Source organism: Hydrogenophaga sp. ANAO-22, assembly GCF_042466645.1.
Classification (GTDB): Bacteria; Pseudomonadota; Gammaproteobacteria; order Burkholderiales; family Burkholderiaceae_C; genus Hydrogenophaga.
Map to the genome: position 1 here is coordinate 312,177 of NZ_CP159956.1, position 20,748 is coordinate 332,924.

The following is a 20,748-nucleotide window of genomic DNA, read 5'->3' on the forward strand; positions in this document are numbered from 1 at the left end:
CATGAAAACCATCCGCTACGAACTCACCGACGGCATCGCCACCATCACCTTCGACGAGGAAGGATCCCCCGTCAACACCATGTGCGCCGACTGGCAGCAGGACCTCACCGAGGTCACGGCGCAGGTGATGCGCGACTGCGCCGACATCAAGGGCATCATCCTGGCCTCGGCCAAGAGCACCTTCTTCGCGGGCGCCGACCTCAAGGGCACGATGCGCCTGCAGCCCAGCGACGCGCCGCGCGTGTTCGCCGAGATCGAGCAGACCAAGAAGAACTTCCGCACGCTGGAGACGCTGGGCGTGCCGGTGGTGAGCTGCATCAACGGCACGGCGCTGGGCGGTGGCTGGGAAGTGGCGCTCGTGGGCCACCACCGCATCGCGGTGAACGATCCCAAGATCCAGCTCGGCCTGCCCGAGATCACGCTGGGCCTCATCCCCGGCGCCAGCGGCATCACGAAGATGGTGCGCCTGCTCGGCCTGATGGGCGCGCAGCCCTACATCCTGGAGAGCAAGCTGTTCAACCCGCGCGAAGCGCAGGAGCTCGGCCTGGTGCACGAACTCGTCTCGCCCGAGGGCGACGTGGCCCATGCGCTGCGCAACGCCGCGCTGGACTGGATCGCGGCGCACCCGCAGTCGCGCCAGCCCTGGGACGACAAGAACCACAAGATTCCCGGTGGCACGCCGAGCAGCCCCAAGGTCGCCGGCATGCTCACCGTGGCGCCGGCCATGCTCAAGCAGAAGACGCGCGGGCTCTACCCGGCGCCCGAGGCGGCGCTCGCCGCCATGGCCGAAGGCGCCATGGTGGACTTCGACACCGCGCTGCGCATCGAGAGCCGCTACCTCGCGAAGCTCATCGTGAGCCCGGTGGCGAAGAACATGATCAACACGTTCTTCTTCAACCTCAACGCCATCAAGAGCGGCCAGTCGCGCCCCAAGGGAATCTCGCGCTACAAGCCGAAGAAGGTGGGCGTGCTCGGCGCCGGCATGATGGGCGCGGGCATCGCCTACGTGCAGGCCGGCCGGGGCATCCGCACCGTGCTGGAGGACGTGAGCATCGAAACCGCCGAGCGCGGCAAGTCCTACAGCTTCAAGCTCACCCAGACCCGCGTGGACCAGGGCCGCATGAGCCCCTACGACCAGCGCGAGCTGCTCGACCACATCCTGCCCACCGATCACCCGAGCGACCTCAAGGGCTGCGACCTGATCATCGAGGCGGTGTTCGAGAACCGCGAGGTCAAGGCCGCCGTCACCAAGGAAACCGAGCCCATGCTGGCCGCCGGCGGCTTCTTCGCGAGCAACACCTCCACCCTGCCCATCTCCGGCCTGGCACAGGCCAGCAGCCGGCCGCAGCGCTTCGTCGGCATCCACTTCTTCAGCCCGGTGGACAAGATGAAGCTGGTGGAGATCATCCGCGGCAAGGAGACCGACGACGAGACCATCGCGCGCGCCTTCGACTACGTGCAGGCCCTGGGCAAGCTGCCCATCGTGGTGAACGACTCGCGCGGCTTCTACACCAGCCGCACCTTCGGCACCTTCGTGATGGAAGGCGCGGCCATGCTGGGCGAAGGCATTCCGGCGCCGGTGATCGAGAACGCCGCCATGCAGGCCGGCATGCCGGTGGGGCCGCTGGCCGTGCTCGACGAGACCGCGCTCTCACTCTCGGTGCACGTGATGGACCAGACCCGCGCCGATTTCGAGAAGGAAGGCCGCCGCTACACCGCCACGCCGGGCGAGCTGCTGGTCGAGCGCATGGTCAAGGAATTCAAGCGGCCGGGCCGGGCCGGCGGCGGCGGCTTCTACGACTACCCGGCGGGCCAGAAGAAGCAGCTCTGGCCCGAACTCAAGGCGCGCTTCGAGAAGCCCGGCGCCGCCTGGGACCTGCAGGACGTCAAGGACCGCCTGATCTACCGCCAGTCGGTGGAGACCGCGCGCTGCCTGGCCGAAGGCGTGCTCACCACCGTGCACGACGGCAACATCGGCTCGATCTTCGGCATCGGCTTCCCGGCCTGGACGGGCGGTGCGCTGCAGTTCATCTACGGCATGGGCATCGAGGCCTTCGAACGGCGCTGCGCCGAGCTGGCGGCGCGCCACGGCGCGGGCTTCGCGCTCGACGAGGCGGCGAAGAACGCGATCCGCCAGCACCAGCCGGTGTACTAAACACATTCGCTCCCACGCGCCGGCGGCCACCCCGCCGGCGTTTTTTTGAACCACCCTCCCCCTCTTCCCCATGAAACGACTCGAAGGAAAAGTCAGCCTCATCACCGGTGCGGCGCAAGGCATCGGCCTGGCCACCGCGCTCAAGTTCGCGCAGGAAGGCGCCACCGTCATCGTCTGCGACGTGAAGCAGGCCGCGGTGGACAGCGCCGTGCGGCAGTGCGAGGCGCTGGGCGCCACCGCCCTGGGCTTCGTGATGGACGTGACCCAGCGCGAGATGGTCGACGCGGTGGTGGCCCAGGTGAAGGCGCGCTTCGGCCGCATCGACGTGCTGGTGAACAACGCCGGCATCACGCAGGACGCGCGCCTGCAGAAGATGACGCTCGAGCAGTTCGACCGCGTGATCGACGTCAACCTGCGCGGCGTGTTCCATTGCGCGCAGGCCGTGGCCGACACCATGACCGCGCAAGGCAGTGGCGTGATCCTCAACGCCTCGTCGGTGGTCGGCATCTACGGCAACTTCGGGCAGACCAACTACGCCGCAAGCAAGTTCGGCGTGATCGGCTTCACCAAGACCTGGAGCCGCGAACTCGGCCCCAAGGGCGTGCGCGTGAACGCGGTGGCGCCCGGCTTCATCGCCACGCCCATCCTGGACACCATCCCGGCCAAGGTCATCGCCGAGATGGAGCACCGCGTGCCGCTGCACCGCCTGGGCCGGCCAGAGGAGATCGCCAACGTCTATGCCTTCCTGGCCAGCGACGAGGCCAGCTACATCAACGGCGCCGTGATCGAGGTCTCGGGCGGCATGTCGGTGTAGAGGAGCCGCCCTGCGCCGCCACGTGCTCTGGAGGCTGGCGCCGCTCGCCTGGTTTTTTTGGTCTGGCGGCGAATTGCGTCAGGAACGTGACGAAATCACGTGCGGTACTGCCCCAGTGCCGCCGCAGGCCGCCTGCCGGCGGCTCACATCCCTGGCGGGTATGCAATCATCGGGGCCTCGCTCCGTCCCGTCCCGTTCCGGCCCGCATGCAGACTGCTCCCCTTCCCTCCAACGAGGAACAACGCCTGGCCCGGTTGCGGGGCCTGGGCGTGCTCGACACCCTGCCCCAGAAAGCGTTTGACGACATCTCCGCCCTGGCGCAGGTGATCTGCGGCACGCCGGTGGCGCTGATCACCCTCATCGACCGCGATCGCCAGTGGTTCAAGTCCCGCGTCGGCGTGGACGTGAGCGAAACCCCGCGCGAGGTGGCGTTCTGCTCTCACGCCATCCTCGACCCGGAGCACGTCATGGTGGTCGAGGACATGAGCCAGGACACGCGTTTCCAGTGCAACCCGCTGGTGACCGGCCCCACCAACGTGCGCTTCTACGCCGGTGCGCCCATCGTCACCAGCGACGGCTTCGCGCTGGGCACGGTGTGCGTCATCGACCAGATGGCGCGAACGCTGCATTCGGTGCAGCTGAGCGCCCTGAGCCGCCTCTCGGCCCTGGTCGCCACCCTGCTCGAACACGAGCGGGCGCGCCAGCTCGAGGCCCGGCGCTCCGCCAACGAGGCCCAGCAGGCGCACGAGGAGCTCACCGCGATGGCCGCTGCCGGGCTGGATCTGCAGGCCTACATCGATGCCGACGGCGTCTACCGCCACGTCAACCAGACCTACCTGAACTACATCGGCAGCACGCGCAGCGAAGTCATCGGCGTGGCCGTGAAGGACCGCCTGGGTGAGGCGACCTACAACAACATGGTCGGCTCCAAGATGGCGCGCGCCATGGCCGGCGAGACCGTGATCTACCAGCGCGTCTCGCATTTCAAGGTCGCCGGCAACCGCCACATGGAGATCGCCCTGCTGCCCGTGCGCGGCGCGGACGGGAAGGTCAGCGGCGTGGTCATGCGCGGGCGCGACATCCAGGAACTCAAGAACAAGGAACGCCAGCTCGGCGAAACCATCGTCCAGCTCGAGAAGAAGACGCTGGAGCAGGAGCGCTTCATCCACATCCTGTCGCACGACCTGCGCGAGCCCATCAACGCCATCAACAACTTCACCTCGCTGCTGGAGGCCGACCACCAGCACGAACTCTCGCCCGATGCCCGGCGCTACCTGGGCTTCGTGCGCACGGGCGGCCAGCACATGGCCTGCCTGCTGGACAGCCTGCTGAAGTACGTGCGCCTGGACCGCCACTCGCTCGACAGCGGGCCGGTGGACGTGACCGTGCTGGTCGGCCAGGTGGGCGACGACCTCGGCGACGCGCTGGCGAAGACCCAGGGTCAACTGCAGTGCGACCCGCTGCCCACCGTGCAGGCCGATCCGTCCCTGCTTCGCATCGCGCTGCAGAACCTGGTGGCCAACGGCCTGGCGTTCGCGCGGCCCGGCGTGCCGCCGCACGTGCGCGTGAGCGCCACGCGCGAGCATGGCTTCGACCAGATCCACGTGCTCGACAACGGCCTGGGCATCGCCCCTGAACACCAGGCCAGCATCTTCGACATGTTCAAGCGCCTGCACCCGCGCAAGACGCACACCGGCTCGGGCCTGGGCCTGCCGATCTGCCGGCGCATCGCGGCGCTGCACGGCGGCCACCTCTCGGTGCAGTCGGTGCCGGGTGAAGGCAGCCGCTTCACGCTGCACCTGCCGGTGCCGCACGGCACGCCGTCCCGAGGCGCCCCATGAGCATTCCACAACGTTTCATCCTGGTCGACGACAACGAGGCCGACAACGTCTACCACGAGATCATGATCCGCCGCGCCGGCTTCACCGGCGAGGTGCGGGTGTTCGAAAGCGGCGCCGAGGCACTGGACTTCCTGCGCAGCGACCCGCTGGCCATGCCCACCTGCCTGTTTCTCGACATCAACATGCCGCAGATGGACGGCTTCGAGTTCGCGCGCCAGGCCCAGCCGCTGCTGCAGGACAAACCCACCATGCTGGTGATGATGCTCACCTCGTCCGACGCACCGCAGGATCGCCTGCGCGCCAGCGGCATGCCGGTGATCCAGGGCTTCGTCACCAAGCCGCTCACCCGGGAGCGCGTGCGGGAGATGCTGCAGCGGGGTTGATATTGCCTCCGTCAGATATTTACTTGCCAAAGTCAAATAACTGAACCAGAATCGGGGGCATGACATCCCCCGTTGATCCCGCCCAGGTGCGCGCGCTGCGCGCCTTCAACCGCTTCTACACCCAGCGCACCGGCCTGCTCGACCCCTACCTGGGCAGCGCGTTCTCGCTCACCGAGGTGCGCGTGCTTTACGAGCTGGCGCACCACGCGCCCTGCACCGCCAGCGAGCTCGGGCGCCGACTGGTGCTCGACGCCGGTTACCTCAGCCGCATCGTGCGCCGCTTCACCAGCGCCGGCTGGATCACGCGCACCCCGCTGCCCAACGACGCCCGGCAACACGCGCTGAGCCTGACCGCCGAGGGCCGCACCGCCTTCGAGCCCCTGCAGCAACGCTCGCGCGACGAGGCCGCCCACCTGCTGGCCCCGCTGGCGCCCGATCAGCGCCAGGCGCTCATGGCCGCGCTCGCGCGCGCACAAGGCCTGCTCGACCCCGGCAGCGCCCCCGCCTCCCGCACCGCCGTGCTGCGCGACGTGCGCCCCGGCGACATGGGCTGGGTGGTGCAGCAGCACGGCGAGATCTACGCCCGCGAGTACGGCTGGAACAGCGAGTTCGAGGCCCTGGTCGCCGAGATCGCGGCGGGCATGATCCGCCGGCACGACCCGGCCTGGGAACGCGGCTGGATCGCCGAACTCGACGGCGAGCGCGTGGGCTCGGTCTTCGTGGTGCGCAAGAGCGAGACCGAGGCCCAGCTGCGCCTGCTCATCCTGAGTCCCGCCGCGCGCGGCCTGGGCCTGGGCGGGCGCCTCACCGACGAATGCCTGGCCTTCGCGCGCGCCAAGGGCTACCGCAAAATGGTGCTGTGGACCAACAGCATCCTGAGCGCCGCGCGCGCCATCTACGCCAGGCGCGGCTTCACGCTGGTGCACAGCGAGGCGCACCACGGCTATGGCAAGGACCTCGTGGGCGAGACCTGGGAATTGACGCTGTGAGGGCCTGCGGCGCAACTCCGCAAGAAATGTCAGCCCGGCGCGGCTAGATTGAAGGCCTCGACCCCCATCCCTTTCAGGAGCCTTCCATGCACCTCGAACAGCAAGACCGCGCCGTGCGCATCATCGGCATCGAACTCAGGACCGACAACCACGAGGCCATGCGGACCATCCCGCCGCACTGGCAGCGCTTCACCGAGGAAGGCGTGCTCGCGCGCATCCCGGGCAAGCTCTCCGACGAGGTGTACGCGGTCTACACGCACTTCGAGAACGCGGGCGTGAACAACGAGGGCGTCTATTCGCTCATCATCGGCGCGCCGGTGAGCAGCACGCAGGCCGTGCCACCCGGCATGAGCCACGCCGTGCTGCCGGCCGCGCCGCGCGCGGTCTTTCCCGTGCCCCAGGGGCGCTTCGACCAGGTGGTGCCGACCTGGCAGGCGGTCTGGCTGCGCGACGACCTGCCCAAGGCCTACGTGGCCGACTGCGAACGCTACCGCGCCGACGGGCAGATCGACCTCCTCATCGGCCTGCGGCACGGCGCCAGCGCATGAACCCGGGCCACGGCTGGACCGACTACCAGCAGCGCCTGGGCCGCGTGATCGCCTACCTGCACGACCACCTGGACGAGCCGCTCGACCTGCACCGGCTGGCCGAGGTGGCGCACCTCTCGCCCTACCACTGGCACCGCGTCTACCACGCGCTGCATGGCGAGACCATCGCGGTCACCGTTCGGCGGCTGCGCCTGCACTGGGCCACGGGCTACCTGGCCAACACCAGCCTGCCGGTGGAACAGCTCGCGCGCCGCTGCGGCTACCCCAATGCCCAGTCCTTCGCGCGCGCCTTCCGCACGGCCTACGGCATGAGCCCGCTGCAGTACCGCCAGCAGGGCAACCACGTGGCCTTTCGCACGGCGCAGGCGGCGAGCGCCGTGCCCGCGGGCTACGAGGTGAGCGTGCGGGAGATCCCGCGCGTGCGCCTGGCCGGCCTGGACCACAAGGGCTCGTACATGGCCATCGGCAAGGCGTTCGAGCGCAGCTACGTGCAACTGGCCGCGCGCGGCCAGGTGGGGCCAGCCTCGCGCTGGATCGCCGAGTATTTCGACGACCCGTCCTCGGTGCCCGAGCGCCAGCTGTGCTCGCGCGCCGGCCTGTCCGTGCCCGACAGCGCCGAGGTGGTGCCGCCCCTCGTGGCCTTCGAGGTGGGCGGCGGGCCCTGCGCCGTGCTGCGCCACCGCGGGCCCTACGCCACCATGCGCGCGGCCTACCAGTGGTTGTACGGCCACTGGCTCGTGAACAGCGGCCACGAGGTGGGCGACGCGCCGGTGTTCGAGGAGTACCTCAACAACCCGCGCGACACCGCGCCGGCCGACCTGCTCACCGACATCTGCCTGCCCCTGGCCCAGGCCACCGCGGCCCGATAATCCGGGCATGCCGCCCGCCCAGACCGCCCCCGACACCCCCCCTCTCCAGCACCCGCAGTCGAAAACCGACCTGTTCGTCTCCTTCACCTGGTTGGCCCTGCAGGGTTTTGGCGGTGTGCTGGCGGTGGTGCAGCGCGAGCTGGTGGAGAAGAAGCGCTGGATGAGCCGCGAGCAGTTCGTGGAGGACTGGGCCGTCGCGCAGATCATGCCGGGCCCCAACGTGGTCAACCTCTCCATGATGATCGGCGGGCGCTACTACGGCCTGCCGGGCGCCCTGGCGGCGCTGGCCGGCATGTTGACCGCGCCCATGGTGCTGGTGCTGCTGCTGGCCGCGCTCTACGGCAGCGTGGCCGACAGCGCCGTGGCGCAGAACGCGCTGCGCGGCATGGGCGCGGTGGCGGCCGGCCTGGTCGCCGCCACCGGCATCAAGCTCATCGGGGCGCTGAACAAGAACGCCCTGGGCATGGGCATGTGCGTCTTCCTGGCCGTGCTCACCTTCATCGCCATCGGGCTGCTGCGCTGGCCCCTGCTGTGGGTGCTGCTCAGCATCGGCGGGGGGCCTGCCTGTGGGCCTATCGGGTGTTGAGCGACGCCGACGCCGACCGCGCCAGGAAGGGAGGCGCCTGAGCATGATGCTGCCCACCCCGGCCAACTGGCTCGACCTCTTCACCCACTTTGCCTCGCTCTCGCTGCTGGCCGTGGGCGGCGCGATCACCACCGCGCCCGACATGCACCGCTACCTCGTGCTGCAGAACGGCTGGCTGAGCGAGGCGCAGTTCACCTCGTCCATCGCCATCTCGCAGGCCGCGCCCGGCCCGAACGTGCTGTTCGTCGCCGTGCTGGGCTGGAACGTGGGCCTCAACGCGGGCGGTGGCCCGTCGGCTGGCTGGCTGGCCTGGGCCCTCGGCCTGTTCGGCGTGCTGGTCACCATGGTGGCCATCCTGCTGCCCTCGTCGGTGCTGACCTACACCGCCACGCGCTGGGCGCACCAGAACCGCGAGCTGCGCGCGGTGCGCGCCTTCAAGACCGGCATGGCCCCGATCGTGATCGCGCTGCTGATCGCCACCGGCTGGCTGCTCACCGGCTCGCACGAGCACCCCGCGCGCGACTGGCCGCTGTGGCTGCTCACCGCCGTCACCACCGTGCTGGTGTGGCGCACGAAGATGCACCTGCTGTGGATGATCGGCGCGGGCGGCTTGCTGGGCGCGCTAGGCCTGGTCTGAAGGCGCAAACCAGTTCAGCAGCAGGTCGTTGACCTCGTCGGGCCGCTGGTATTGCACCCAGTGGCCCGCCCCTTCCACCACGGCCCAGGGCCGTTCGGCCGTGCCCAGACCCAGGGTCGATGCCACGCGCTCGGCCAGGCCGGTCGCGTCCTCCCGTCCCCAGACGCCGAGCACCGGCGCATCGAAGGCCGCCAGAGCGGTGGGCAGGTGCGCCGACTGCGAGAAGTGCCGGCTCTGAAAGCGCGCGGCCCTGCAGGCGCGCTCGTGGATGTCCAGGGCCAGCGCGTCGATGTCGCTGGCCGGGGCGATCATGAGTTCGGCCAGATTGCGCCGAAGCAGGTCGCGGGTGTGCGCCGCGCCGTCCGCCTGGCGCCAGTCCACGAGCCTGATCTCGCGCTGGCGCCCGGACCCATGGCCCGCCGGCCCCACCAGCGCCAGGCGCCGGACCCGGCGGGTGCGCTCGGCCACGCCCATGGCCACCAGCGACCCGAAGGAAAACCCGGCGAGACCGAACCGGGCCTCCGGCCCGAGCAAGGCTTCCAGGGCGGCCGTCAGATGCACCACCAGCGCCTCCAGCCGTGCGGCCCTCGGCACCTCGGGCGGCAAGGCGCCGGATTCGCCGAAGCCCGGCATGTCGGGCACCCACAGCTCGTGCGCCGCCGACAGCGCCTCCACATTGCGGATCCAGTGCATCCAGTTCCCATAACCGCCATGCAGCAGGACCAGTGGCGGGCCGCCGCGACCGAAGCGGCGCCAGCACACGCGCACGCCCAGGGCGTCCACCGTGTGGCGCTCGGCCAGCGCGGCCACGCGCTCGATCTGCGCGGCCGGCATCACGCGACGCGCCGGGCCTGCCCATCCCAGTAACGCTCCTTCAGTTCCTTGCGCGAGAGCTTGCCGTTCGCGTTCTTGGGCAGCTCCGACACGAAGTCGACCGAACGGGGCTTCTTGAAGTCCGCCAGGAACTGGCGGCAGTGGTCCACCAGTTCGTCGGCGGCCACTTCGTGCCCCTCGCGCTTGACGACCACCGCCTTGATGGCTTCGCCCCAGGTCGCGTCGGGCACCCCCACCACGCAGACTTCGTAGACCGCGGGGTGCCGGTACAAGGCCAGCTCCACTTCACTGGGGTACACGTTGAAGCCGCCGGAGATGATCATCTCCTTCTTGCGATCGACGATCGAGAGGTAGCCGAGTTCGTCCATGCGGGCCAGGTCCCCGGTGTGCAGCCACCCGTTCTTCAGGGTGTCGGCGGTGATCTCGGGCTCGCGCCAGTAACCGGCGAACACGTCGGGGCCCTGGATCACGATCTCGCCGACCTCGCCCAGCGGCACCTCCTGGCCGGCATCGTCCACCAGCCGCACGCGGGATTCACCGAACGCGCGGCCGCAGGAAAGCAGCAGTTCTTCGCGGCCCTCTTCGATCGCGATGCGGTGGTCCTCCGCCGTCAGGATGACCAGCCCGCCCGTGGTCTCGCCCGCGCCATAACCTTGCGACAGGACCGGCCCGAAGGCCTTCCATGCCTCCTTGATGCGCGAGGGCGCGATCGGGGCCGAGCCGTAGGTGACATCGCGCAGCGAGCTGAGGTCGAACTCCTTGAGGCGCGGGTGCGCGAGGATCATGTTGATCATGGTCGGCACCAGGAAACAGGCGGTCACGCGGTGCTGTTGCACTGTGGCCATGAACACCTCGGCGTCGAAGCGGTCGTGCAGCAGGATGGTGCCGCCCTGGAACAGGAAGGGCTGGATGAACATGCCGCTGGCGTGCGTGACGGGCCCGGCCAGCGCCAGCACGTCGCCGGGCTTGGCCCGCAGCCGGCCCATGACAACCTTGCGCAGCGACGCCAGGCGGTTGCCCACCGTCTGCATCGAGGCCTTGACCTTGCCGGTCGAGCCCGAGGTGAAATGCAGCACCGCGAGATCGGAGGCCTCCATCTCCACGTCGGGCGACACCGGCGAAGCCGCCGCCAGCAGGGCCTCGTAGTCCAGAAAGCCCTGCGGCCCGTTCTCCAGCGCCACCAGGGTGCGGATGTCCGTCAACCGGCCCGCCTGCTGCACCACCGAAGCCACGTGCTCGGGCCCGACGAGCATGATCTTCGCCTGCGAGCTGTTGGCGGACTCCACCATCTCTTCGGGCGAGAGGCGCGCGTTGAGGGCGACCTTCACCAGGCCGGCCTTGTACATGGCGCACTCGAACTCGATCAGCTCCGGGCGGTTGAACGACTGGACGAGCACCCGATCGCCCTTCTGCGCGCCCAGGGCGATCAGCGCGTTGGCGAGCCGGCTGGAGCGCTCGTCGAGTTCGCGGTAGGTGATCACCCGGTCGTGAAAAAGAATGGCGGGGCGCTGCGGCCAGTAGCGGGCGCTGCGGGTCAAAAATCGGCCTTGGTTCACGGGGATTCCTCGCAAAGAATGAAAGTGAACGGATCGTAGGATCGGCGACAGGCCCGACCGATAAGGCCCCGAGCGATCCCGATGCCCGCCGGGAATGGCCGCGCTCATGCCGCTGGGGCATCGATATCGCCCGCCGCGGAATCGCGCCATGGGCCCTGGCGCCAGAGAATCGAGCCAGATCAAAATTCTCTGGAGACACCACGCATGCTGACCAAACGCACTCTTCTTCTGGGCGGCCTCGCCGGCGGACTGCTGGCCCTGGGACTGCCCGCGCACGCCCAGGGGCGCTACCCGGACCGCCCCATCAAACTCATCATCCCGTTCAGCGCGGGCGGCCAGTTCGACATCGTCGCGCGCATGCTGGCGCAGTTCGCCAGCACGGAACTGCAGCAACCGGTGGTGGTTGAAAACGTGGCGGGCAGCGGCGGCAACATCGGCGCGGCGCGGGTCGCCAACGCCGCGCCCGATGGCTACACCTTGCTGGTGCTGGGCGGCAACCACGCGATCGCGAAGTCCCTCTACGCCAAACCGGGCTACGACGTGACCAAGGACTTTTCACCCATCTCCATGGTCAGCATCACGCCCCACGTGGTGCTGGTGAACGCCGCCATGCCGATCCACAGCATGGCCGAGCTGGTGGCCTATGCCAAGAAAAACCCCGGCAAGCTGAACTACGCCACGCCGGGCATGGGCACCTCGATGCACCTCACGTTCGAGATGATCAAGGCGCACTACGGCGTGGACATCACCCACATCCCCTACCGGGGCGGTGCCAACGCGCTGACCGACCTGTCCGGCGGGCAGGTCAACCTGGGCATCATCGGCATCGCCCCCGCCCAGGAATTCCTGAACGCGGGCCGCATCCGCGCCCTGGCGGTCACGAGCAAGGGCCGCTCACGCGCCCTGCCCAACGTGCCCGCGCTGTCCGAAGTGGGCTACCCGGAACTCAATGCCGGCAGCTGGCTGGGGATTGCGGGTCAGCGCCAGATGCCGGCCGAGATCGTGGCGCGCTGGCACGGTGTGGTGCGGGCCTTCCAGGACAGCCCGGCCAACCGGCAGCGGATGGAGGAAATGGGGTTCCGGATCGAACCCACCACCGCCGAACAGTTCCAGAAGTTCATCGCGTCCGAAGTCGAGGCCTACGGCAAGATCGTGCGCGACAACAAGATCACCGCCGACTGAGGCGCCACTCAGACGGGGCCGTGCGCCTTCAACAGCTCGACCAGGCGCTCGGCCAGCGGAGAGAGATAAGCGGCCTTGCGCATCGAGATGCCGATCGTGCGGGGCCACACCGCCTGCGCCAGGGCCAGGGGCCTGAGGCCGGTCCCCTGGGGCCGTGACAGGACCGACGCCGGGATCACGCTCAGCAGATCGGTGGTGCGCACCACGCTGGCCAGCGCGGTGACCGATGAGTTGGATTCCACCACCACGTTGGGCTCCGGCAGGCCGTGCTCGGCGAAGCGCGCTTCCAGGGACCGCCGGGCCGCGACGTTGCGCCCCGGCAGGACCCACGAGGCTTCCGCCAGGTCCTTGAACCGGAGGGACGTCGACTCCAGCAGCGGGTGATCGGCGCGCGCGACCACGTGGATGTCGTCGCGGAACAGCGGCAGCTGGGTGAACTCCGGTGTCTCGTGCGCGGGCAGCGCACTGATGGCCATGTCCAGGTCACCGAACTGCAGGGCCGCGAGCAACTGATCGTTCAGGCCGATCATGACCTGCACCCGCGCCGCCGGCCGCTGCCGCAACAGCTCGGCACAAGCCTGGCCGAAGAACATCTCCGAGTAGGTCGGCGCCACGCCCACGCGCACCAGGCCCTTCTTGCCCAGGTGGAGGTCGTTGGCCTCCTTGATGGCGTCGTCCAGGCTCACCCGCACATGGCGCGCCCGCTGGAAAAACGCCGTGCCCGCCGTGGTGAGCTCCATGCCGCGCGCGGTGCGCTCGAACAGCTGCAGCTTGAGTTCGCGCTCCAGCCGCTGGATGCCCTTGGTCAACGCCGGCTGGCTCTGGCCCAGCCGCTGCGAAGCGCGCCCCACATGGCCGGTTTCGGCGACCGCAATGAAGTAGTTGAGATCTTCGATTCGCACGTTATTCCCGAAGGTTATCGAACCCAGGCACTTGCGGATCGCCGCGCCCGATCCGCGCGACATGATCCACCCGACACCCACTTTTCACGGGCACACCACCATGACGACAGCGACCCATCCCGACCTCGCCAGCCTTCGCGAACGGCTCAACGCCTACCTGAACGAAGAGCTGATCCCCTTCGAAAAATCGGCCGGCATCGCCTACGAGGACAAGCTCTCGCGGGACTTCGCCAAGACCATCTGGAAGCGCTCGCGCGAACTCGGATTTTATGGGCTGCAGTTGCCGCCGGAGCTGGGCGGCCTGGGTCTGAGCGTGCGCGACCTGGCCGTGCTCAAGGCCGACGTGGCCGCCTCGGGCGCCGTGCTGTTCCCTCACGTCCTGGGCGACTGGGGCGGGCCCTCGCGCATCGGCAACCTCGTGAAGTACGCCTCGCCCTACCAGCTGGAGCACTACATGCTGCCGGTGGCGCGCGGTGAAAAAGGCGCCTGTTTCGCGATGACGGAAACCCAGTCCGGTTCCGACGCCGCCAGCATCCAGACCCGCGCGGTGCGCGACGGCGACGACTACATCATCACGGGGCACAAGCACTACATCACCGCGTCCGCGTTCGCCGACTTCGCCGTGGTGATGTGCGTGACCGACCCGGACGCCGGCGCCCAGGGCATCTCGGCCATCCTGGTCGACCTCGACGCGCCCGGTGTCTCGCTGACCTACGACTACCTGCCGATGACGGGCCAGCACGTCGACGCCGACATCCATTTCGACAACGTGCGGGTGCCGCGCGCCAACCTGATCGGCGAGGAAGGCAGTGGCTTCAAGATCGCGATGGCGCGCGTCAACGTCAACCGACTGCTGCACTGCCCCAACATGATCGGCCTGGCGCGCCTGTGCCTGCGCCTCTCGCTCGAATACGCCCAGCAGCGCCGCCAGTTCGGCGGCCCCATCAGCCGCTTCCAGGCCATCCAGCACATGCTCGCCGACATGGCGACCGGGCTGTACGCCTGCGAAGGCATGGTGCTGGCCGCGGCGCAGAAGGCCGACGAAGGCGGCGACGTGCGCATGGAGGGCGCGATGTGCAAGCTCTTCGTGTCGGAGAAGTGTTTCGAGATCGCCGACAAGGCGGTGCAGATCCACGGCAACGTGGGCGTCACCAAGAACCACCCGGTGGAGTTCGCCTTTCGCCGGCTGCGGCTGTACCGCATCCTCACCGGCACCAGCGAGATCCAGCGCAACACCATCGCGAAAGCGATCCTGGCATGAACATCGCTGTCCCTCCCACCTGCCTGACGGGCCAGGTCGTGCTCGACCTGGGCCAGCTCCACCCGGGCCCTCACACCGCCATGTTGCTGCAACAACTGGGCGCCACCGTCATCAAGGTCGAGCGCCCGCAGGGCGGCGATTCGGGCCGCGCGCTGGGTGCCGACACCTTCGCCAAGTACAACCGGGGCAAGCTCTCCATCGCGCTGGACTTGAAGAACCCGGATGATCAGACCGTCCTGAAAGGCCTGGCACGCCGCAGCCAGGCCCTGATCGAAGGGTTTCGCCCCGGTGTGATGGACCGCCTGGGCGTGGGCTACGGCGTCTTGCGCGAGCTGAACCCGGCCCTCGTGCTGTGCTCGATCTCGGGCTTCGGCCAGACCGGCCCCTATGCGCAGCGCGCGGGGCATGACCTGAACTACCTGGCGCTGGCCGGCTACTGGGCCGTGCCCTCGCAGGTGGACGACCACACCGGACGGCCCAACGTGCGCCTGTCGGACTACTGCGGTTCGATGTACGCGGCCTTGTCGCTGGTGGTGGCCATGATGACGGCCCGCCTGAGCGGCCAGGGCCAGCACCTGGACGTGTCGCTGCACGACGCCATGACCGCCTGGACCATCCCCGGCATCGACAGCATGGTGCGCAAGACCGGCAAGGACATCGAGAAGATGGGCCATGTGATGCCCGACAACGACCTCTTCGCCACCGCCGACGGCCGCTTCATCGCCCTCGGCATCCTGGAGGAAAAGTTCTGGGACAACCTGCGCGACGCGCTGGTACCGGACTGCCCCGCCCTGGGCGCCACGGACTTCGCCACGCGGCCCGACCGGCTGCGCCACAAGCGCCGGCTCAATGCCTTGTTGAAGACCCTGCTCGCCACGAAGACCCTGGGGCAATGGGCGGAGCAGTTCGGCACCCGCGACATCCCCTGGTCGCCGGTGCTGGAGTACGACGAGCTGCTGGACGATCCGCACGTCGTGGCGCGGGGCGTGTCGCACGCGTCCGACGATGGCGGCAGCCGCGTCGTGGACTTCCCCGTGAAGTTCTCCGGCGGCATCGCGCCGCACGGTGGACCCGCACCCGCCCTCGACGGTCACCGGAACCAGGTGCTGCGCTGGCTGGCAACGGGGGATCTCGCCGAGCTCGCCCGCTGAACGTCGGTCTACTGGTTCGCCTGCAACATGGCCGCCATCTTCTGGTGAATCAGGTTGATGGCCTTGAGCGGGCGGATCATCACCTTGAAATCGGTGATGCGGTCCTCGTCGTTCCAGCGGATCATGTCCACGCCGTTGACGGTGATGCCGTCGATCTCGACCTGGAACTCCAGCACCGCGTCGCGCGGCCCGACGACCTCGCGCACGTAGCGGAACGAGGCATTGAAGAAAACCTGGAACGCCGCCGCGAGGTACTGCGTCGTCACCGCCTTGCCGGCCTGCGGCGTGTGCACGACCGGCGAATGGAACACCACCTCATCGGCCAGCAGATCGCGCAGGCCTTTCGCGTTGCGGGTCTGCACCAGGTCGTGCCATGTGTCGAGAACGGGGTGGGCCATGGGGTTGTCTCCGTGAAGTCGGCGTATGGCCATTGTGACCGGCCCCCAGGCGCAGCAAAAGACCATGGACGGATCAGATGGGCGTCTCCAGCACCTGGTGGTAGGTGATGTAAACCTCTTCACGCTGGTAGCCCAGCGATTCGTACAGACCCTGCGCGATCTTGTTGGTCGTCGCGGTGTCGAGTGTGAGACGCTGCGCCCCTTCCCGGGTGAAATGCTCGGTGATGTGGTTCATCAGGTACCGTGCATAACCGCTCTTGCGGGTGGATGGGGTGGTGTACAGGTCTGACAGGTAGTGGTAAGGCCGCATGCTGATCGAGCAGACCGCCGGGTAAAGCTGTGAGAACGCGACCGCCTGACCTTGATCGTCCAGCAACAGGAAGATCTTCGACCGGTTCTGCCGGAGGTTCTGCTGGATGAAGGCCCGGCAGGCCGGCAGGTCGCTGGCTTGCTCGTAGAAGATCCGGTAATCGTTGAACAGCGCCGACAGCACATCGAGTTGCGCCTCAGTGCAGTGAATGACTTGCATGCGTTGCTCCTGGATGGAGGGTCGATTCAATCGGCCGGTGGTCTCAACCCAGCAAGACCGGCAGGCACACCGCCGCCGTTTCCCGCAGACAGGTCTCGGCCACCGCGTCCAGCGGGGTCGGCTCGGGGTTGACGATGACCACCCGCGCGCCGCTCTGGTGGGCCGTGAAGGCCAGGCCCGCCGCCGGGTAGACCTCGCCGGAGGTGCCCACGACCAGCATCAGGTCGCAGTGGCGGGCGGCGTGTTCGGCGGCTTCGAGCGCATCGGCCGGCAGGTTTTCACCGAACCAGACCACGGCCGGGCGCCGCAGGTTGCCGCACACCGGGCAGCGCGGCGGATGGCCGGCCTCCAGGGCGTCGAGCCGGCAGCAGGCGCGCGGCACATCGAGCCAGCGGTCCTCGGCGATGCTGCCGTGCAGGGCCAGGGCGTCGGTGTTCCCGGCCCGCTGGTGCAGGCCGTCCACGTTCTGGGTGATCAGGGTCTGGCGCCCCGGGTGCTGCCGCGCGAAAGCCGCCAGCGCCGCGTGGCCCGCGTTCGGCAACACGGCGCGAATCATGTCGCGGCGGTGGGCGTACCAGTCCCACACGCGCTGCGGGTGGGCCCGGAAGGCGGATTCGGTGGCGAGTTCCTGCGGATCGAAGTGCGCCCACAGGCCGGTCTGTGCGTCGCGGAAGGTGGGCACGCCGGATTCGGCGCTCATGCCCGCGCCGGTGAGCACGGCGATGTGGCGCGCGTCCCGAACCCAGCCGCGCACCGCGTCCGTGTCGCCCATGGTGTTCAGCTGCGCTGGCGCAGGGCTTCGTAGAGGCAGACGCCGCTGGCGACCGAGACGTTCAGGCTCTCGACCGCGCCGGCCATGGGGATGCTCACCAGCTCGTCGCAGGTCTTGCGCGTGAGCTGGCGCATGCCCGCGCCTTCGGCGCCGAGCACGAGCGCCACCGGGCCCTTGAGGTCCACCTGGTAGAGCGTCTTGGGCGCGTCGTCGCTGGTGCCGATGACCCAGATGTTGCGTTCCTTGAGCTCACCCAGCGTGCGCGCGAGGTTGGTGACCATGAAGTACGGCATGGTCTCGGCCGCGCCGCTGGCCACCTTGGCCACGGTGGCGTTGATGCCGGCGGCGTGGTCCTTGGGCGCGATCACGGCGTGCGCGCCGGCCCCGTCGGCCACGCGCAGGCAGGCACCCAGGTTGTGCGGGTCGGTGATGCCGTCGAGCACCAGCAGCAGCGGCGGGATGCCGGTGGGCTCGAGCTGTTCGAGCAGGTCGTCGAGCGAACGCACCTGGGCCACGGCTTCCACGCGCGCGGCCACGCCCTGGTGCCCATGGCTGCCGGCCAGCTTGGCGATGCGCAGGCCGTCGGCCTCGATCAGCCGGGCGTTGGCTTCGCGCGCCTTGTCCAGGAACTGGCGCATGCGCGCGTCGCGCCGGGTCGGCTCGTAGTAGATCTCGATGATGGATTGCGGCGCGGTTTTCAGGCGCACACCCACGGCGTGAAAGCCGAACAGCACTTTGGGGGAAGACATCCGGGGATTATCGACGCTGGCCGCCCTCAGGCGGTTTGCGCCAGCTCGCCCAGCAGGCGCAGCGCCGCATCGAAACGGGGATCGCCGGGGTGGCCGACGTTGAGCCGCAGGTGGTGCGTGAAGCGCCGGTCGGCCGAAAACAGCACACCCGGCGCGGTGCTGATGTTGCGTTCTCGCGCGCGGTGGTGCAGCGCGAGCGCGTCCACCGTGGGCGGCAGCTCCAGCCAGAGGAAGTAGCCGCCCAGCGGGCGCGTGACGCGCGTGCCGGCCGGGAAGTGGCGCTCCACCAGGCGCAGCGCGTGCTGCTGCTGGCCCGCGAGCGCCTCGCGCAAGCGGCGCAGGTGGCGGTCGTAGCCGCCCTGCGCGAGGTAGTCCACCAGCGCGAGCTGGGGTGGGATGGCGGTGGCCAGCGAGCTCGACATCTTCAGTCGCTCCACCGCCCCGGCGTAGCGCCCGGCCGCAGCCCAGCCCACGCGGTAGCCCGGCGCGAGGCACTTGGAAAACGACGAGCAGTGCAGCACGCCGCCTTCACGGTCGAAGGCCTTGGCCGGCGGCGGGCGGCGCGCCCCGGCGTGCAGCTCGCCGTACACGTCGTCCTCGATCAGCGGCACGCGGTGGCGCGCCAGCAGGGCCACCAGCGCCTGCTTGCGCTCAGGAGGCATCAGCGCGCCCAGCGGATTCTGGAAGCTGGGCATGAACCAGCATGCCGCCACCGACTGGCGCTCCAGCAGCGCGGCCAGGGCGTCCAGGTCCACGCCTTCGCGCGGATCGGTGGCGACCTCCACCGCCTTGAGGCGCAGGCGCTCGAGCGCCTGCAGCGCGGCGTAGAAGGTGGGCGACTCGACCACCACCACGTCGCCGGGCTGGGTCACCGCCTGCAGGCACAGGTTGAGCGCTTCCATGGCGCCATTGGTGATGACCAGTTCGTCCTCGGCCAGCGGCACGCCATGCAGCGCGTAGCGCCGCCGCACCGCCTGGCGCAGGCCCACGTCGCCCGCGGTCAGCGCACCGGTGATGCGGGCGGCCGGCAGCCGGCGCATGGCGCGCGCGCCACTGCGCGCCAGCGCGTCGAAGGGGAACAGGTGCGGCGCCGGAAAGGCGGAGCCCAGCGGCACCACGTCGGCGTCGCGCGTGGAGCCCAGCAGCTCGAACACCAGTTCGCTGATGGCCACCGGCGTGGCCTCGCCACTGGGCCGTGCGGCCTGCGGTGCGGAGCGCGCGGGGCGGCGCGTCGCGCGCACAAAAAACCCGGACCGGGCCCGCGCCTCCACCAGCCCCTGCGACTCCAGCTGCCCATAGGCCTGGAACACGGTGGACGGGCTCACGCCGCGCTGCTCGCAGGTCTGCCGCACCGAAGGCAGGCGCTCGCCGGGGCGCAGCAGGCCGGCGCGGATGCCATCGGCGATTTCTTCGGCCAGTTGCTGGTAGCGGGTGAGGCGAGCGCCACTCATCGGATCGGCATCGTGAAGGGGGTCGGCCGATCTTAGCGGCCGCATCGTCGGGTCTGTCACAACCAGCGCGCCAGCAGCGCGATCACCAGCGCGGTGCACACGCCGTTCAGGCCCATCGCCAGCGCGGCGAAGGCCACGCTGCCGGGGTGCGTCTGCAGGGCGCGCGCGGTGCCGATGGCGTGCGCCACCAGGCCCAGCGCGAAGCTGCGCGTGGTCGCATCGTCCAGCCGCAGCAACCGCAGCACCGGGCCCGCGAACAGGGTGCCCAACACGCCGGTGGCCACCACGGCCAGGGCCGCGACCGCCGGCAGGCCGCCGGCCCGCTCCGCCGCCTGCATGGCGATCGGCATGGTCGCGGCCTTGGGGGCGATCGACAGCGCAAAAGGCATCGGCGAACCCAGGGCCTGCGCCAGCAGCAGCGTGCCCAGCACCGAGGCCAGGCACCCGGCCAGCAAGGCGCCCAGCAGCGGCAGCGCCATGCGCCGCAACAGCGCAGCCTGCTGGTACAGCGGCACGGCCAGCGCGATGATGGCCGGCCCGGTGAGCCAGCGCAGCAGGCGGGTGCCCTCGGCGTAAACGGGGTAGCCCGTGCCCGCCAGCGCCAGCGCGCCCAGCACCAGGGCCGTGCCGGTGAGCACCGGCAGACACAGCAGGTGGTGGCCGCTGCGCCGGTACAGCCACAGCGCCGCCGCGTAGGCCGCGAGCGTCACCAGCGTCCAGAGAACCACCGCGCTCACGGTTGCCGCCGGCGCATCAGCCGGTGCAGGGTCCAGCCGGTGACAGCAAGGGTGAACGCCGTCACCAGCGTGGCCGCCAGCGCGAACAGCGCCGCGTGCTGCCACAGCAGGTGGCCGTACAGCCCGACGGCCGCGACCGAGGGGATCAGGAACAGCATCAGGTGGCGCAGCAGCGGCGCGGTGACCTCGTCCAGGCCGCGCGGCACGCCACCGCGCAGCGCCAGCAGGCCCAGCAGCATCAGCAAGCCCAGCAACGAACCGGGCAAGGGCCAACCCAGCCAGGCCACCAGGGCGTCGCCCAGCCACTGCAGGCCGGCCAGCAGCGCAGCGGCGGCCACCCACCCAGCCACGTGCCTGGCGCGCGGCCCAAGATCGTCAAGGAACTGGAACATCATCGGGCCAGT

The 20,748-nt window shown here is 69.4% G+C and carries 21 protein-coding genes and 1 pseudogene; 12 read left to right on the plus strand and 10 right to left on the minus strand.

Translation table 11 applies throughout. The features are described 5' to 3' along the window. Window position 1: 1 nt before the first annotated feature. The 9 genes and pseudogenes from ABSY19_RS01240 (at window position 2) to ABSY19_RS01280 (ending at window position 8,822) form a co-directional block, all read left to right on the plus strand. Window positions 2-2,155 carry a 3-hydroxyacyl-CoA dehydrogenase NAD-binding domain-containing protein gene (locus tag ABSY19_RS01240; protein ID WP_382158356.1) on the plus strand — a complete coding sequence of 718 codons (2,154 nt, stop codon included), beginning with the start codon at window positions 2-4 and terminating at the stop codon, window positions 2,153-2,155. A 70-nt stretch (window positions 2,156-2,225) separates the two neighbouring features. Beyond that, complete coding sequence (gene fabG / locus ABSY19_RS01245; RefSeq protein ID WP_382158358.1) at window positions 2,226-2,969, plus strand: 3-oxoacyl-ACP reductase FabG; 744 nt, start codon at window positions 2,226-2,228, stop codon at window positions 2,967-2,969. Between the two features lie 206 nt (window positions 2,970-3,175). Further along, window positions 3,176-4,810 carry an ATP-binding protein gene (locus ABSY19_RS01250; RefSeq protein ID WP_382158360.1) on the plus strand — a complete coding sequence of 545 codons (1,635 nt, stop codon included), beginning with the start codon at window positions 3,176-3,178 and terminating at the stop codon, window positions 4,808-4,810. Beyond that, window positions 4,807-5,193 (plus strand): response regulator, encoded by a 387-nt coding sequence (locus tag ABSY19_RS01255; RefSeq protein WP_382158361.1) that lies wholly within the window; start codon window positions 4,807-4,809, stop codon window positions 5,191-5,193. Before ABSY19_RS01250 ends, ABSY19_RS01255 begins: the two co-directional genes overlap by 4 nt. A gap of 59 nt (window positions 5,194-5,252) precedes the next feature. Beyond that, on the plus strand, window positions 5,253-6,182 hold the full coding sequence (locus ABSY19_RS01260) for a GNAT family N-acetyltransferase (protein WP_382158363.1): 930 nt from the start codon (window positions 5,253-5,255) through the stop codon (window positions 6,180-6,182). 86 nt (window positions 6,183-6,268) lie between these two features. Further along, complete coding sequence (locus ABSY19_RS01265; RefSeq protein WP_382158365.1) at window positions 6,269-6,730, plus strand: GyrI-like domain-containing protein; 462 nt, start codon at window positions 6,269-6,271, stop codon at window positions 6,728-6,730. Next, on the plus strand, window positions 6,727-7,599 hold the full coding sequence (locus tag ABSY19_RS01270) for a GyrI-like domain-containing protein (RefSeq protein ID WP_382158367.1): 873 nt from the start codon (window positions 6,727-6,729) through the stop codon (window positions 7,597-7,599). Before ABSY19_RS01265 ends, ABSY19_RS01270 begins: the two co-directional genes overlap by 4 nt. 7 nt (window positions 7,600-7,606) lie before the next feature. After that, window positions 7,607-8,226, plus strand: a pseudogene (locus ABSY19_RS01275) (chromate transporter). A 2-nt stretch (window positions 8,227-8,228) separates the two neighbouring features. Continuing rightward, the gene (locus tag ABSY19_RS01280; protein WP_382158369.1) at window positions 8,229-8,822 is read left to right on the plus strand and encodes a chromate transporter; all 594 of its coding nucleotides are present in this window, start codon (window positions 8,229-8,231) and stop codon (window positions 8,820-8,822) included. Here the strand turns inward: ABSY19_RS01280 and ABSY19_RS01285 are convergent. Beyond that, the gene (locus ABSY19_RS01285; RefSeq protein WP_382163994.1) at window positions 8,808-9,656 is read right to left on the minus strand and encodes an alpha/beta fold hydrolase; all 849 of its coding nucleotides are present in this window, start codon (window positions 9,654-9,656) and stop codon (window positions 8,808-8,810) included. The two genes, ABSY19_RS01280 and ABSY19_RS01285, sit on opposite strands and share 15 nt — an antisense overlap. After that, window positions 9,656-11,212, minus strand: a complete 1,557-nt coding sequence (locus ABSY19_RS01290; RefSeq protein WP_382158371.1) for a long-chain fatty acid--CoA ligase — start codon at window positions 11,210-11,212, stop codon at window positions 9,656-9,658. The genes ABSY19_RS01285 and ABSY19_RS01290 overlap by 1 nt, the downstream gene beginning before the upstream one ends. Window positions 11,213-11,416: 204 nt before the next feature. Here ABSY19_RS01290 and ABSY19_RS01295 point away from each other — a divergent pair, with 204 nt between their 5' ends. Next, the gene (locus ABSY19_RS01295) at window positions 11,417-12,394 is read left to right on the plus strand and encodes a Bug family tripartite tricarboxylate transporter substrate binding protein (RefSeq protein ID WP_382158373.1); all 978 of its coding nucleotides are present in this window, start codon (window positions 11,417-11,419) and stop codon (window positions 12,392-12,394) included. A gap of 8 nt (window positions 12,395-12,402) precedes the next feature. Here the strand turns inward: ABSY19_RS01295 and ABSY19_RS01300 are convergent, their stop codons facing one another. Then, window positions 12,403-13,296, minus strand: a complete 894-nt coding sequence (locus tag ABSY19_RS01300; RefSeq protein WP_382158375.1) for a LysR family transcriptional regulator — start codon at window positions 13,294-13,296, stop codon at window positions 12,403-12,405. 100 nt (window positions 13,297-13,396) lie between these two features. Between ABSY19_RS01300 and ABSY19_RS01305 the strand changes: the two genes are divergently transcribed. Both ABSY19_RS01305 and ABSY19_RS01310 read left to right on the plus strand, forming a co-directional pair. Continuing rightward, window positions 13,397-14,557: an acyl-CoA dehydrogenase family protein gene (locus tag ABSY19_RS01305; protein WP_382158377.1), complete on the plus strand. Its 1,161-nt coding sequence runs from the start codon at window positions 13,397-13,399 to the stop codon at window positions 14,555-14,557. Next, the gene (locus ABSY19_RS01310; protein WP_382158379.1) at window positions 14,554-15,708 is read left to right on the plus strand and encodes a CaiB/BaiF CoA transferase family protein; all 1,155 of its coding nucleotides are present in this window, start codon (window positions 14,554-14,556) and stop codon (window positions 15,706-15,708) included. Before ABSY19_RS01305 ends, ABSY19_RS01310 begins: the two co-directional genes overlap by 4 nt. Before the next feature lie 8 nt (window positions 15,709-15,716). Here ABSY19_RS01310 and ABSY19_RS01315 read toward each other — a convergent pair whose 3' ends face one another. From ABSY19_RS01315 to ABSY19_RS01345, 7 genes are all read right to left on the minus strand, one after another. Beyond that, window positions 15,717-16,106, minus strand: a complete 390-nt coding sequence (locus ABSY19_RS01315; protein WP_382158381.1) for a nuclear transport factor 2 family protein — start codon at window positions 16,104-16,106, stop codon at window positions 15,717-15,719. 73 nt (window positions 16,107-16,179) lie between these two features. Further along, window positions 16,180-16,635, minus strand: a complete 456-nt coding sequence (locus ABSY19_RS01320) for a GNAT family N-acetyltransferase (protein WP_382158383.1) — start codon at window positions 16,633-16,635, stop codon at window positions 16,180-16,182. Between the two features lie 43 nt (window positions 16,636-16,678). Further along, window positions 16,679-17,407 carry an NAD-dependent deacetylase gene (locus ABSY19_RS01325; RefSeq protein ID WP_382158385.1) on the minus strand — a complete coding sequence of 243 codons (729 nt, stop codon included), beginning with the start codon at window positions 17,405-17,407 and terminating at the stop codon, window positions 16,679-16,681. Between the two features lie 5 nt (window positions 17,408-17,412). Continuing rightward, window positions 17,413-18,156: a 23S rRNA (guanosine(2251)-2'-O)-methyltransferase RlmB gene (rlmB, locus tag ABSY19_RS01330; RefSeq protein ID WP_291113339.1), complete on the minus strand. Its 744-nt coding sequence runs from the start codon at window positions 18,154-18,156 to the stop codon at window positions 17,413-17,415. A gap of 26 nt (window positions 18,157-18,182) precedes the next feature. Beyond that, entirely contained in the window at window positions 18,183-19,607 is a 1,425-nt protein-coding gene (locus ABSY19_RS01335; protein ID WP_382158387.1) for a PLP-dependent aminotransferase family protein, read from the minus strand. 56 nt (window positions 19,608-19,663) lie between these two features. Continuing rightward, entirely contained in the window at window positions 19,664-20,344 is a 681-nt protein-coding gene (locus tag ABSY19_RS01340) for an LrgB family protein (protein ID WP_382158389.1), read from the minus strand. After that, window positions 20,341-20,736, minus strand: a complete 396-nt coding sequence (locus ABSY19_RS01345) for a CidA/LrgA family protein (RefSeq protein WP_382158391.1) — start codon at window positions 20,734-20,736, stop codon at window positions 20,341-20,343. Before ABSY19_RS01345 ends, ABSY19_RS01340 begins: the two co-directional genes overlap by 4 nt. Window positions 20,737-20,748 lie beyond the last annotated feature (12 nt).